This window comes from Streptomyces sp. NBC_00454 (assembly GCF_041434015.1).
Lineage (GTDB): Bacteria > Actinomycetota > Actinomycetes > Streptomycetales > Streptomycetaceae > Streptomyces.
The window spans coordinates 5,745,929-5,760,243 of record NZ_CP107907.1; the positions used below are offsets into that span (position 1 = coordinate 5,745,929).

At 66.9% G+C, this 14,315-nt stretch carries 5 protein-coding genes, 1 tRNA gene and 2 rRNA genes; 6 read left to right on the forward strand and 2 right to left on the reverse strand.

The window, feature by feature from the left end:
* Window positions 1-282: 282 nt before the first annotated feature.
* The 4 genes from OHU74_RS26620 to OHU74_RS26635 all read left to right on the forward strand — a co-directional run bounded on the left by OHU74_RS26620 (window position 283) and on the right by OHU74_RS26635 (window position 4,411).
* Window positions 283-3,406 (forward strand): 23S ribosomal RNA (locus OHU74_RS26620).
* 74 nt (window positions 3,407-3,480) lie between these two features.
* Window positions 3,481-3,598: ribosomal RNA gene (rrf, locus tag OHU74_RS26625) — 5S ribosomal RNA — on the forward strand.
* Window positions 3,599-3,603: 5 nt separating this feature from the next.
* Window positions 3,604-3,679: transfer RNA gene (locus OHU74_RS26630), tRNA-Thr, on the forward strand.
* A 93-nt stretch (window positions 3,680-3,772) separates the two neighbouring features.
* Entirely contained in the window at window positions 3,773-4,411 is a 639-nt protein-coding gene (locus OHU74_RS26635) for a hypothetical protein (RefSeq protein ID WP_371618186.1), read from the forward strand.
* A 44-nt stretch (window positions 4,412-4,455) separates the two neighbouring features.
* Here the strand turns inward: OHU74_RS26635 and OHU74_RS26640 are convergent, their stop codons facing one another.
* Both OHU74_RS26640 and OHU74_RS26645 read right to left on the reverse strand, forming a co-directional pair.
* Window positions 4,456-4,926, reverse strand: coding sequence for a hypothetical protein (locus tag OHU74_RS26640; protein ID WP_371618187.1), 471 nt, complete (start codon window positions 4,924-4,926; stop codon window positions 4,456-4,458).
* 51 nt (window positions 4,927-4,977) lie between these two features.
* A complete protein-coding gene (locus OHU74_RS26645; protein ID WP_371618188.1) occupies window positions 4,978-7,509 on the reverse strand; it encodes a SpoIIE family protein phosphatase in 2,532 nt (843 codons plus the stop codon).
* A 260-nt stretch (window positions 7,510-7,769) separates the two neighbouring features.
* Between OHU74_RS26645 and OHU74_RS26650 the strand changes: the two genes are divergently transcribed.
* Both OHU74_RS26650 and OHU74_RS26655 read left to right on the forward strand, forming a co-directional pair.
* On the forward strand, window positions 7,770-13,274 hold the full coding sequence (locus tag OHU74_RS26650) for a HAMP domain-containing protein (protein ID WP_371618189.1): 5,505 nt from the start codon (window positions 7,770-7,772) through the stop codon (window positions 13,272-13,274).
* Window positions 13,275-13,510: 236 nt separating this feature from the next.
* Window positions 13,511-14,197, forward strand: coding sequence for a response regulator (locus OHU74_RS26655; protein ID WP_330298895.1), 687 nt, complete (start codon window positions 13,511-13,513; stop codon window positions 14,195-14,197).
* The last annotated feature ends 118 nt before the right edge of the window (window positions 14,198-14,315 follow it).

Below are 14,315 nucleotides of genomic sequence, written 5' to 3' on the forward strand. Positions count from 1 at the left end.
GAGCACAGTACCGATTGCAGACAAACGTTCTGCACGGTCAGCTCAGGGTGGAACGTTGATTAGTTGGCACGGTTTCCAAAACCTTCTGTGAGTACTGCTTCGGCGTGGAAAACAGTGAGTGTGGCGGGGATCGTGCTTGGCACGTTGTTGGGTATCTGAGGGTACGGCCGTAAGGTCATGCCTTCTGCGATGCCGGCCCCAGTGAACTCGCCAGCTTGTCTGGTGGGGTGATGGGTGGCTGGTCGTTGCTTGAGAACTACACAGTGGACGCGAGCATCTGTAGGCCAAGTTTTTAAGGGCGCACGGTGGATGCCTTGGCACCAGGAACCGATGAAGGACGTGAGAGGCCGCGATAGGCCCCGGGGAGCTGCCAACTGAGCTTTGATCCGGGGGTGTCCGAATGGGGAAACCCGGCAGTCGTCATGGGCTGTCACCCACTGCTGAACACATAGGCAGTGTGGAGGGAACGCGGGGAAGTGAAACATCTCAGTACCCGCAGGAAGAGAAAACAACCGTGATTCCGGGAGTAGTGGCGAGCGAAACCGGATCAGGCCAAACCGTATGCGTGTGATACCCGGCAGGGGTTGCGCATGCGGGGTTGTGGGAATTCTTTTGATCGGTCTGCCGGCCGGTCGGCGAGTCAGAAACCGTTGATGTAGTCGAAGGACATGCGAAAGGTCCGGCGTAGAGGGTAAGACCCCCGTAGACGAAACATCAGCGGCTTGCTTAAGAATCTCCCAAGTAGCACGGGGCCCGAGAAATCCCGTGTGAATCTGGCGGGACCACCCGCTAAGCCTAAATATTCCCTGGTGACCGATAGCGGATAGTACCGTGAGGGAATGGTGAAAAGTACCGCGGGAGCGGAGTGAAATAGTACCTGAAACCGTGTGCCTACAAGCCGTGGGAGCGTCGCCGTTATTCTTCGGAATAACGGTCGTGACTGCGTGCCTTTTGAAGAATGAGCCTGCGAGTTAGCGGTGTGTAGCGAGGTTAACCCGTGTGGGGAAGCCGTAGCGAAAGCGAGTCCGAATAGGGCGATTGAGTTGCACGCTCTAGACCCGAAGCGGAGTGATCTAGCCATGGGCAGGTTGAAGCGGAGGTAAGACTTCGTGGAGGACCGAACCCACCAGGGTTGAAAACCTGGGGGATGACCTGTGGTTAGGGGTGAAAGGCCAATCAAACTCCGTGATAGCTGGTTCTCCCCGAAATGCATTTAGGTGCAGCGTCACGTGTTTCTTGCCGGAGGTAGAGCACTGGATAGGCGATGGGCCCTACCGGGTTACTGACCTTAGCCAAACTCCGAATGCCGGTAAGTGAGAGCGTGGCAGTGAGACTGTGGGGGATAAGCTCCATGGTCGAGAGGGAAACAGCCCAGAGCATCGACTAAGGCCCCTAAGCGTACGCTAAGTGGGAAAGGATGTGGAGTCGCAGAGACAACCAGGAGGTTGGCTTAGAAGCAGCCACCCTTGAAAGAGTGCGTAATAGCTCACTGGTCAAGTGATTCCGCGCCGACAATGTAGCGGGGCTCAAGCGTACCGCCGAAGTCGTGTCATTGCAGCAATAGGGCCAACGCCCGCTGTGATGGGTAGGGGAGCGTCGTGTGCCGGGTGAAGCAGCAGCGGAAGCTAGTTGTGGACGGTTCACGAGTGAGAATGCAGGCATGAGTAGCGATACACACGTGAGAAACGTGTGCGCCGATTGACTAAGGGTTCCTGGGTCAAGCTGATCTGCCCAGGGTAAGTCGGGACCTAAGGCGAGGCCGACAGGCGTAGTCGATGGACAACCGGTTGATATTCCGGTACCCGCTTTGAAACGCCCAATATCGAATCAGGCGATGCTAAGTCCGTGAAGCCGTTCCGGACCCTTCGGGGAAAGGAAAGTGGTGGAGCCGACGAACCAGACTTGTAGTAGGTAAGCGATGGGGTGACGCAGGAAGGTAGTCCAGCCCGGGCGGTGGTAGTCCCGGGGTAAGGGTGTAGGCCGAGGGGTAGGCAAATCCGTCCCTCATATAAGGCTGAGACCTGATGCCGAGCCGATTGTGGTGAAGTGGATGATCCTATGCTGTCGAGAAAAGCCTCTAGCGAGTTTCATGGCGGCCCGTACCCTAAACCGACTCAGGTGGTCAGGTAGAGAATACCGAGGCGTTCGGGTGAACTATGGTTAAGGAACTCGGCAAAATGCCCCCGTAACTTCGGGAGAAGGGGGGCCATCACTGGTGATCGGATTTACTCCGTGAGCTGGGGGTGGCCGCAGAGACCAGCGAGAAGCGACTGTTTACTAAAAACACAGGTCCGTGCGAAGCCGTAAGGCGATGTATACGGACTGACGCCTGCCCGGTGCTGGAACGTTAAGGGGACCGGTTAGTCACATTTCGGTGTGGCGAAGCTGAGAACTTAAGCGCCAGTAAACGGCGGTGGTAACTATAACCATCCTAAGGTAGCGAAATTCCTTGTCGGGTAAGTTCCGACCTGCACGAATGGCGTAACGACTTCTCGACTGTCTCAACCATAGGCCCGGTGAAATTGCACTACGAGTAAAGATGCTCGTTTCGCGCAGCAGGACGGAAAGACCCCGGGACCTTTACTATAGTTTGATATTGGTGTTCGGTTCGGCTTGTGTAGGATAGGTGGGAGACTTTGAAGCTGTGACGCCAGTCATGGTGGAGTCGCCGTTGAAATACCACTCTGGTCGTGCTGGATGTCTAACCTCGGTCCGTGATCCGGATCAGGGACAGTGTCTGATGGGTAGTTTAACTGGGGCGGTTGCCTCCCAAAAAGTAACGGAGGCGCCCAAAGGTTCCCTCAGCCTGGTTGGCAATCAGGTGTTGAGTGTAAGTGCACAAGGGAGCTTGACTGTGAGACCGACGGGTCGAGCAGGGACGAAAGTCGGGACTAGTGATCCGGCGGTGGCTTGTGGAAGCGCCGTCGCTCAACGGATAAAAGGTACCCCGGGGATAACAGGCTGATCTTCCCCAAGAGTCCATATCGACGGGATGGTTTGGCACCTCGATGTCGGCTCGTCGCATCCTGGGGCTGGAGTCGGTCCCAAGGGTTGGGCTGTTCGCCCATTAAAGCGGTACGCGAGCTGGGTTTAGAACGTCGTGAGACAGTTCGGTCCCTATCCGCTGTGCGCGTAGGAATATTGAGAAGGGCTGTCCCTAGTACGAGAGGACCGGGACGGACGAACCTCTGGTGTGCCAGTTGTCCTGCCAAGGGCATGGCTGGTTGGCTACGTTCGGGAGGGATAACCGCTGAAAGCATCTAAGCGGGAAGCCTGCTTCAAGATGAGTATTCCCACCTCCTTGAGAGGGTAAGGCTCCCAGTAGACGACTGGGTTGATAGGCCAGATGTGGAAGCCCGGTAACGGGTGGAGCTGACTGGTACTAATAGGCCGAGGGCTTGTCCTCAGTTGCTCGCGTCCACTGTGTTAGTTCTGAAGTAACGAACTGTGTTCATATCCGGTTGGTTAACTTCATAGTGTTTCGGTGGTCATAGCGTTAGGGAAACGCCCGGTTTACATTCCGAACCCGGAAGCTAAGCCTTTCAGCGCCGATGGTACTGCAGGGGGGACCCTGTGGGAGAGTAGGACGCCGCCGAACAACCCGCCCTTTTAGCTCAGTCGGTAGAGCGTCTCCATGGTAAGGAGAAGGTCAACGGTTCGATTCCGTTAAAGGGCTCCAAGAGAGAAGGCCCCCGCCATTGGCGGGGGCCTTTTTGCGTTCCGGGGTATTCTTCTCGCTGATCTTGAGAGCTGTTCCACGGGGAGGAATGTCATGTCGAGTCAGATGACGGCCGAGGCCGAGTTCGAACGTGCCTGGGGCGACGCGCGGTACACCCGGGTGGTTCTGCCGCCCGTGGACGTGAACCGGATCCTGGGGGAGCGGTACACCGCGCCGGAGCCGGTGGCCCTGGACCGGGTCGAGCTCTGGGACATGGAAGTGCGGAAGGCCGGCAACCCCGGCGCCTTCATTCCGAACGTCGTCAAGGAGGGGACCGTCTCCGCCTGGGTTCCGGGCCGGGAGGGCGAGGAGCTGGGGGCCGCGTTTTTGAGGCAGTCGCAGCAGAGGCTGTGGCTCCAGCCCGAGGAGTACGGGCTCGTACTCGAAGAGACGTACCTCAACCACGACCGTCAGGTGGTCACCTTCCTCGGCCGGGAGAGCTTCCCCGACGCCCGGGGCGATCTCCTGCACGCGGCCGGGACCCAGCCGTTGTTCCACGTACAGCACGGTGTCGAGGGCGCCGATGGGCAGCCGCTCAACACCTGGCGGATCGTCCTGCTCACCGATGGGCCCGACGACCGGCTGGTGAAGGTCTTCGAGCGGATGGCGGCCGATCCGTGGCTGCCCGAGTTCGTGGAGCTCTACGTTCAGGACGTGCTCGGGATCCCCCTGACGCGTCGGGACGACGTCTGAGGGACGGGAAAGGCCTCCGCCGGTCGGCGGAGGCCTTTTGTATTTCACCTCAGCCCGAGGGCGGCGGCGTCGAGGAAGGCGCCGACCGCCTCCTCGAACCGGGCCTCGATCGCGATGACCGCCCGGCGGTCGTCCGCATGCTTGATCTCGCCGAGCGTGGTGGATATCGCCGTCATGAAGGGGCGCAGGACCGGGTCTTCCGCGACCAGGCGGAGGTGGAACACCGTGGTTTCGGCGGCGGCGCCGAGGCGGTCGCTCTCCAACTGGGCCGCCAGCACGGTTTCCTCGTCGCGCGGGTCCGCCCGGCGGCGGAACCACAGGGTGATCTGAGCCCGCTTGAGCTCGGTGACCGCGCCGGCGTAGGCGCTGTAGGCCGACAGGCGTTCCTGGCGCAGGCGTTCCTCCCGGGCCTCGGCCCGGGTGCGCGCCGCGGCCCGGCGCTGGAAGGCGTACGTGCTCCACGAGCCGATGAGGGTGCCGATCACGGCGACCACGCTGGCGAGAACGGTAATCACGGGGCGAGTCGACCACAGGCGGCTCCGGCCGGCTAGGGGGCCGGGGGCGGATCAGGCGGGCTGGTCGCCTTCGCGCTGGCGGGGGACGCGGAACGTGAGGATGGCCATGTCGTCCGAGGCCGGTTCGGCGGCGAAGCGCTCCACGGCGCGCAGCACCCGGGAGGCCACCGCGCCGGCCGTGAGCCCCGTACACGTGCTGAGGACCTCGGTGAGGCCGTCGTCGCCGAGCATGCGGGTGCCCTCGCGGCGTTCGGTGATCCCGTCCGTGACGCAGAGCAGGACGTCGCCCGGGTCCAGGGTCAGGGTCTGCTCGTAGAGCTCGAGGTCCTCGAGGACGCCCAGGAGGGGCTGCGGCTCGGCGGCCGGGAGGACCTCGCCGTTGGGGCGCAGGCGCAGCGGGAGCGGGTGGCCGGCGCAGACCACCTTCATGTGGGCGCTGCCGTCGGGCTGGGGGTGGAGCTCTCCGTAGAGGAGGGTGAGGAAGCGGCTGCGGTCGCCCTCGTCGAGGATCGCGGCGTTGAGGCGTTCCAGGACGGCCGGGCCGCCGAGGCCCTCGCGGGCCAGGAGGCGCAGGGCGTGGCGGGCCAGGCCGGTGACGGCGGCCGCCTCGGGGCCCGTACCGCAGACGTCGCCGATGGCGAATCCGTAGACGCCGGGGCGGATCGGGAAGACGTCGTAGAAGTCGCCGCCGACCTCGTTGCCCTCACCGGCGGCGCGGTAGATGACCTCGACCTCCATGCCGGGGATGGCGGGGGAGTCGGGCGGCAGCAGGCTGCGCTGGAGGGAGCGGCTGATGGCGGTGCGCTCGGAGTAGAGGCGGGCGTTGTCCAGGGCGAGGGCGGCGCGGCGCGAGAGGTCCTCGGCGAGTTCGAGGATCTCCTGGCGGAAGTGCTCCTCGGAGGGCTTGCCGAGGGTCAGCATGCCGATGACGCGGTTGCGGGCGAGGAGGGGGAGGACGACGGTTTCGCCGCCCACCGCCAGGGTGGTCGCCGGCCAGGGGCGGGCTCCGGCCTCGCGGACCGGTTCGGGCGGACTGACCTGCGAGAGCAGGTCCTTGAGGCCGTCGATGCGCTCCTCGTCCTCGTGCAGGACGTAGGAGAGGTACGGGTCGGAGGCGGGGTCGGCGATCGTGTAGACGGCGCACCAGGTGGCGAGGGTGGGGACGGTCATCTGGGCCATGAGGGCCAGGGTCTGGTCCCGGTCGAGGGTGCCGGCGAGCAGGTCGGAAGCTTCGACGAGGAAGGAGAGGGAGCCGCGGCGCAGCCGTTCGAGCTCGCCGAGGCGGGCCGATTCCACGGCGAGGGCGATGCGGTCGGCGGCGAACTGGAGGCGCAGGGCGTCGTCGTTGGAGTAGCGGCCGGAGGATTCGGTGGCGACGCCCAGGGAGCCGGTGAGGCGGCCTTCGACCTTGAGGGGCACGGTGACGGCGGAGCGCATGCCGGTGGATTCCAGCAGCGGGACGGCTCCGGGGACCACGAAGAGGTCGTCGTGGACGGCGGGCATCCGGGCGCTGCCCCACCGGTTGGTACCGGCTTCGATGGGGACGCGGGCGAAGCGCTGGCGGGTGGAGGGCAGTCCGGTGGTGGCGCGGACCTCCAGCTCGGTCTCGTCGTCGGTGGCGAGGAGGAGGAAGGCGGAGTCGGCGTCGAGGAGGTCGCGGGCGCGCTCCACGGTGCGCTGGAGGAGGCCGTCGAGGTCGTCGGGGGCGGGGGAGCCGATGAAGATCTCGAAGGGGTCCGCGGGGCGGGGCTCGGAGAGGTGGCCGGCGTCGGCGGGGACCCGGACGGGACTCATGAGCAGGGCGCGCTCGTCGTCGTGGACGAGGAGGCAGACGATGGAGGGCTCGCCGTGGGCATCGCGGACCCGCAGGTGGGAGGCGTAGACGGGGATGACCCGGCCGTCGGCGCCGCGGATGCCGTAGCTGCCCTCCCAGCGGGACAGGCGCAGGGCCTCGGCGATGCCGGTCCCGGTGCCGGGGGTCTGCGGCCAGGCGGCGAGCTCGGCCAGCGGGCGGCCGACGGCCTTCTCCGCGGGGTGGCCGAAGATGATCTCGGCGTCCTCGTTCCAGCCGCAGACGGTGTCGGTGGCGTCGACCTGGACGACGGCGACGCGGACCCGGCTGTCGGCGAGGGGCAGCAGCTGGTCGGGGACCACCGGGCCCGCGGAGCGGGTACCGACCGGACGGTCCGGCATGTCGAGACGGAACCACACGTGTTTGTGCGCGGCCGTGTACTCGACGCCCCAGCGGGTGGCGAGGGCGGCGCAGAGCATCAGCCCGCGGCCGTTCTCGCGGTCCGGGTCGGCGTACGGGCGCTCGCCGGGGAGGTGGAGCGGGAGCTCGCGCTCCGGGTACCGGTCGGCGACCTCGACCCGTACGCCGTCCTCGGTGCGCAGGCACAGGACTTCGGCGCGGGTGCCGGCGTGGACCACGGCGTTGGTGACGAGCTCGCTGGTGAGGACCACCGCGTCGTCGATGATGTCCGCGAAGCCCCACCCCTGGAGGGTGTCGCGGACGAACGCGCGGGCGGCGGCGACCGAGCGCCCTTGTGGATCAAAACTGGCAGCCGCCCGTGCCGTGATCACGAGTCTCCTTCGACGCGGTGGACATCGGATGCCAGGTTACTTACCTTCGCGCTCGCCATGGTGCCGTCGTCGGGGAATCCACCCGCAGGGTACGGCCGGTGTGCGATGGTGCCGGAGTGTTATGGCCGGGTTAGGTCGGGGTGAAACACTGGGCAGGCTCGGAGTCAGGTAGTTGATGGGCGCAGCGTAAACGAGCGCGGCGTGATGAGCGAAGCGTCCGGTGGAGTGGAACAGTGGTCGACCCTTTCGGGAGGGACACGGTGGAGTCTGGCGCGGCGGTGCGGCGTACGGGAACGCGCCCTAAGGGCGGACGGTCCCGGCGGGGCGGCACGACGGAAGTTGATACCGCGGCACTGAACAGGCTGCTCACGGCCTTGGTGTCGATGCGGGACGGGAATTTCCGCAAGCGGCTGACGGTGTCCGGCGAAGGCGTGATGGCGGAGATCGCCGCCGTCTACAACGAGGTCGCCGACCGCAATCTCCACCTGACCGGGGAGCTGTCCCGGGTGCGGCGGATGGTGGGCCGTGAGGGCAAGCTGAGCGAACGGCTGGAAACAGGTGCCTGCGAGGGCTCCTGGGCGGCCGCGATCGATGCCTCGAACCAGCTGGTGGACGACCTGGCCAGGCCGGTGTCCGAGGTGGGCCGGGTGCTGTCGGCGGTCGCCGAGGGTGACCTCGACCAGCGGATGGACCTGCGGACCCAGGCCGCCGAGGGGGCCGGGCATCCGCTGCGCGGGGAGTTCCTGAAGGTCGGCCGGACGGTCAACAACCTGGTCGACCAGCTCTCCGCGTTCACCGACGAGGTGACGCGGGTGGCGCTGGAGGTGGGCACCGAGGGCAAGCTCGGCGGCCAGGCTCAGGTGCGCGGAATGTCCGGATCCTGGAAGGATCTGACCGACTCCGTCAACACGATGGCGTACCGGCTCACCGCCCAGGTGCGTGACATCGCCCTCGTGACGACGGCGGTGGCGAAGGGCGATCTCTCGCGCAAGGTCACGGTGCACGTGGCCGGCGAGATGCTCCAGCTGAAGAACACCGTCAACACGATGGTGGACCAGCTGTCCTCGTTCTCTTCCGAGGTCACCAGGGTGGCCAGGGAAGTGGGTACGGAGGGCGAGCTCGGCGGTCAGGCGAAGGTGCCCGGAGTCGCGGGCGTCTGGAAGGACTTGACCGACTCCGTCAACACGATGGCCGGCAACCTGACGGCCCAGGTGCGCGGGATCGCGCAGGTCACCACGGCGGTGGCCAACGGCGACCTGTCGCAGAAGGTCCGGGTCAGTGCGCGCGGCGAGGTCGCGCAGCTGGCCGAAACGATCAACCAGATGACCGAGACGCTACGGACCTTCGCGGACGAGGTCACGCGCGTGGCCAGCGAGGTCGGGGCGAAGGGCCTGCTCGGCGGGCAGGCGCAGGTGCCGGGCGCGGCCGGGACGTGGAAGGACCTCACCGACTCGGTGAACACGGTCTTCCGCAACCTCACCACGCAGGTGCGCGACATCGCCCAGGTGACGACGGCGGTGGCCAACGGCGACCTGTCGCAGAAGGTCACCGTGAACGTCGCGGGCGAGATGCTGGAGTTGAAGAACACCGTCAACACGATGGTGGACCAGCTCCAGTCCTTCGGTGCCGAAGTGACGCGCGTGGCCCGTGAGGTCGGCGTGGAGGGTGAACTGGGCGGCCAGGCGCAGGTGCCGGGCGCGGCAGGGACCTGGAAGGACCTCACCGACTCGGTGAACACCGCCTTCCGCAACCTCACCGGTCAGGTCCGCAACATCGCCCAGGTGACGACGGCGGTGGCCAACGGCGACCTGTCGCAGAAGGTCACGGTCGACGTCTCCGGCGAGATGCTCCAGCTGAAGAACACCGTGAACACGATGGTGGACCAGCTGTCCTCCTTCGCCGACCAGGTCACGAGGATGGCCCGGGACGTGGGCACCGAGGGTCGGCTCGGCGGCCAGGCGCGGGTCGAGGGGGTGTCCGGCACCTGGAAGGAGCTCACCGACTCCGTCAACTTCATGGCCGGGAACCTGACCTCCCAGGTGCGTCAGATCGCCCAGGTGACCACGGCGGTGGCCCGCGGTGACCTCTCCCAGAAGATCGACGTGGACGCCCGCGGCGAGATCCTGGAGCTGAAGAACACCATCAACACGATGGTCGACCAGCTCTCGGCCTTCGCCGAGCAGGTGACCCGGGTGGCCCGGGACGTGGGCACGGAGGGCCGGCTCGGCGGCCAGGCGCAGGTGCCGGGCGTGGCCGGGGTCTGGCGCGATCTGACGGATTCGGTGAACGGCATGGCCGGGAACCTCACCGGTCAGGTCCGCAACATCGCGCAGGTCGCGACGGCGGTGGCCCGCGGCGACCTGTCGCAGAAGATCGAGGTGGACGCCCGTGGGGAGATCCTGGAGCTGAAGAACACCCTCAACACGATGGTGGACCAGCTCTCGAACTTCGCGGAGCAGGTGACCCGGGTGGCCCGTGAGGTGGGCACCGAGGGGATCCTGGGCGGCCAGGCGGAGGTGAAGGGGGTCTCCGGCACCTGGAAGGACCTCACCCAGTCGGTCAACTTCATGGCGAACAACCTGACCTCCCAGGTGCGCAACATCGCCGAGGTCACCACGGCCGTGGCGACGGGAGACCTCTCCAAGAAGATCACTGTCGATGCCAAGGGCGAGATCCTGGAGCTCGTCACCACCGTGAACACGATGGTCGACCAGCTGTCCTCGTTCGCGGAGCAGGTGACCCGGGTGGCCCGCGAGGTGGGCTCGGAGGGCATCCTCGGCGGGCAGGCGCGGGTGCGCGGGGTGACGGGCATCTGGAAGGACCTGACCGACAACGTCAACCTGATGGCCAACAACCTCACTTCGCAGGTCCGCAACATCTCCCAGGTCTCCTCGGCGGTCGCCAACGGCGATCTGACGAAGAAGGTCACCGTCGAGGCGCGCGGCGAGGTCGCGCAGCTCGCCGACACCGTGAACACGATGGTCAAGACCCTGTCCTCGTTCGCGGACGAGGTCACCAGGGTGGCCCGCGAGGTGGGTACGGAAGGCCGCCTGGGCGGCCAGGCGCACGTGCCGGGGGTCTCCGGGACGTGGAAGGACCTCACCGATTCGGTGAACTTCATGGCCTCCAACCTCACCGGGCAGGTGCGCCAGATCGCCATGGTCACGACCGCCATCGCCAAGGGCGACATGACCAAGAAGATCGACATCGACGCGCGCGGCGAGATCCTGGAGCTCAAGACCACCATCAACACGATGGTCGACCAGCTGTCCTCCTTCGCCGACCAGGTGACCCGGGTGGCCCGCGAGGTGGGCACGGAGGGCATCCTCGGCGGCCAGGCACGGGTCCGGGACGTCGACGGCACCTGGCGGGACCTGACCGAGTCCGTGAACGAGATGGCCGGGAACCTCACCCGGCAGGTCCGCGCCATCGCGGCCGTGGCCACGGCGGTGACCCGCGGCGACCTCAACCTCAAGATCGACGTGGACGCCGCCGGGGAGATCCAGGTCCTCCAGGACAACCTCAACACGATGATCGCGAACCTGCGCGACACCACCCTGGCCAACAAGGAGCAGGACTGGCTCAAGGGCAACCTCGCCCGGATCTCCGGCCTGATGCAGGGCCGCCGCGAGCTGGACGACGTGGCCTCGCTGATCATGAGCGAGCTGACCCCCGTGGTCTCCGCGCAGCACGGCGCCTTCTTCCTGGCGCTGCCGGCCGGGGGCACCACCGAGATCGGGACGGAGGGGGGCGCCGAGGGCTCGTACGAACTGCGGATGCGCGGGAGCTACGCGTACGCCGGCGGCCAGATGCCCATCTCCTTCCGGCCGGGGGAGGGGCTGATCGGGACGGTCGCCGACCAGAAGCGGACGATCCTCATCGAGAACACCCCGCCCGGCTACCTGAAGATCTCCTCGGGGCTCGGCGAGGCCCCGCCGGCGCACGTGATCGTGCTGCCGGTCCTCTTCGAGGGGAAGGTGCTCGGCGTCATCGAGCTGGCCTCCTTCCAGCCCTTCACGCAGATCCAGAAGGACTTCCTCAGCCAGATCGCCGAGATGATCGGTACGAGCGTCAACACCATCTCCGTCAACTCCAAGACGGAGGTGCTCCTCAAGCAGTCGCAGGAGATGACCGAGCAGCTGCGCGAGCGCTCCGACGAGCTGGAGAACCGGCAGAAGGCCCTGCAGGCCGCCAACGCCGAACTGGAGGAGAAGGCCGAGCTGCTGGCCAGGCAGAACCGGGACATCGAGGTGAAGAACACCGAGATCGAGGAGGCCCGCCAGGTCCTGGAGGAGCGCGCCGAGCAGCTCGCGGTCTCGATGCGCTACAAGTCCGAGTTCCTGGCGAACATGTCGCACGAGCTGCGGACCCCGCTCAACTCCCTGCTGATCCTGGCCAAGCTGCTCGCCGACAACGCGGACGAGAACCTCTCGCCGAAGCAGGTGGAGTTCGCCGAGACCATCCACGGGGCCGGCTCCGACCTGCTCCAGCTGATCAACGACATCCTCGACCTGTCGAAGGTCGAGGCGGGCAAGATGGACGTCTCGCCGACCCGGATCGCGCTGGTCCAGCTCGTCGACTACGTGGAGGCCACCTTCCGGCCGCTGACCGCGGAGAAGGGGCTGGACTTCTCGGTACGGGTCTCCCCGGAGCTCCCGGCCACCCTGCACACCGACGAGCAGCGGCTGCTCCAGGTGCTGCGCAACCTGCTGTCGAACGCGGTGAAGTTCACCGACACCGGGGCGGTGGAGCTGGTGATCCGGCCCGCCGGAGCCGATGTTCCCATCGCCATCCGCGAGCAGCTGCTGGAGGCCGGTTCGCTGCGCGAGGCGGACGCCGACCTGATCGCCTTCTCGGTGACCGACACCGGGATCGGGATCGCCGCGAGCAAGATGCTGGTGATCTTCGAGGCGTTCAAACAGGCGGACGGAACCACCAGCCGCAAGTACGGCGGCACCGGCCTCGGGCTGTCCATCAGCCGGGAGATCGCCCGGCTGCTGGGCGGGGAGATCCACGCGGCGAGCGAGCCGGGCCGCGGGTCGACCTTCACGCTGTACCTGCCGCTGAACCCGAGCGAGCTGCCCCCGCAGGGGTACGCGCCGCCCGCGCCCGGCGGCGCGCGCGCCGAGCTGTACCGCAGGCCGGCCGCCGAGGCCGCGCGGCCCGCGCTGCCGGCGGCCCCGGCCGAGCAGGGCCCCGTAGCGCCCGCGCAGCCGTTGGCGGCGCCGCGGGCCGGGGAACCGGCCGGGCAGGGGTCCTCGGCGCTGTTCCGGCGGCGGCGCAAGGCCCTGAGCGAGCCGCTGCTGAGGGCGGAGGTGCCGGGGCAGGGCGATGCGGAGGCCTGGGCGATCGACGAGCCGCTGCCGGTGGCGCCGCGGACGTACGACTTCCACGGCGAGCGGGTGCTGATCGTGGACGACGACGTGCGCAACGTCTTCGCGCTGACCAGCGTGCTGGAACAGCACGGGCTGGCGGTGCTGTACGCGGAGAACGGCCGGGAGGGCATCGAGGTCCTGGAGCAGCACGACGACGTGGCGCTCGTTCTGATGGACATCATGATGCCGGAGATGGACGGGTACGCGACGACCTCGGCGATCCGGCGGATGCCGCAGTTCGAGGGGCTGCCGATCATCGCGCTGACGGCGAAGGCGATGAAGGGGGACCGGGAGAAGGCGATCGAGTCCGGTGCCTCGGACTATGTGACCAAGCCGGTCGAACCCGACTACCTACTGACGGTCATGGAAGGGCATATGCGGGGCAAGTGAGACGTGAGCGGGCGGGCGGGGAGGGACTCGCGAGGGAACCTTCTGCCCTCCCGCCACGTTTCCGCTTCGTGCGCAGTGACATCTTGGTGACAGGGTGTGGCGATCTCGGGACTGGGGCTACGATGACCGGCACAAGGACGGACGGCGCAAGGATGCCGTCCTCTGGGGCGGGGCCCGGCGCACAGGCCGGTGCCTGGAGCCGGGGAGGCCCCATGCCGGGGCGAGGAGGACAGGGCATGGTGCAGAAGGCCAAGATCCTCCTGGTCGACGACAGGCCGGAGAATCTGCTGGCGCTGGAGGCCATCCTCTCCGCGCTCGATCAGACACTGGTCCGGGCGTCGTCGGGGGAGGAAGCGCTCAAGGCGCTGCTGACGGACGACTTCGCGGTCATCCTGCTGGACGTGCAGATGCCGGGCATGGACGGTTTCGAGACGGCCGCGCACATCAAGCGGCGGGAGCGGACCCGGGACATCCCGATCATCTTCCTGACCGCGATCAACCACGGTCCGCACCACACCTTCCGCGGGTACGCGGCGGGCGCGGTGGACTACATCTCGAAGCCCTTCGACCCGTGGGTGCTGCGGGCCAAGGTCTCGGTGTTCGTGGAGCTCTACACGAAGAACTGCCAACTGCGCGAGCAGGCGGCGCTGCTGAGGCTCCAGCTGGAGGGCGGCAGCTCCAACGGCGCGGTGGACGGCTCCAAGGAGACGGCCGGGCTGCTGGCCGAGCTCTCCGCGCGGCTCGCCGCGGTGGAGGAGCAGGCGGAGGCGCTGACCAAGCAGCTCGGCGAGGAAGCCGCCGATCCCTCGGTGGTGGCCACGGCGGCCCACTTGGAGCGCAAGCTCACCGGACTGCGGCGGGCGCTCGACGCGCTGGAGCCGGGGACCGGGAGCGGGGCGCCCGTGCTGCCCGCGCAGGGCTGAGGGCCCGCGGGACCCGTGGCCCGCGCAGGGTGAGGGGCTGCGGGTTTCCGTAGGGGGCCGCCCGTCCACCCGCTTGGCGGGCCGTCAGGTCTGGCGGTACGTCAAAGCGGGGCCACAG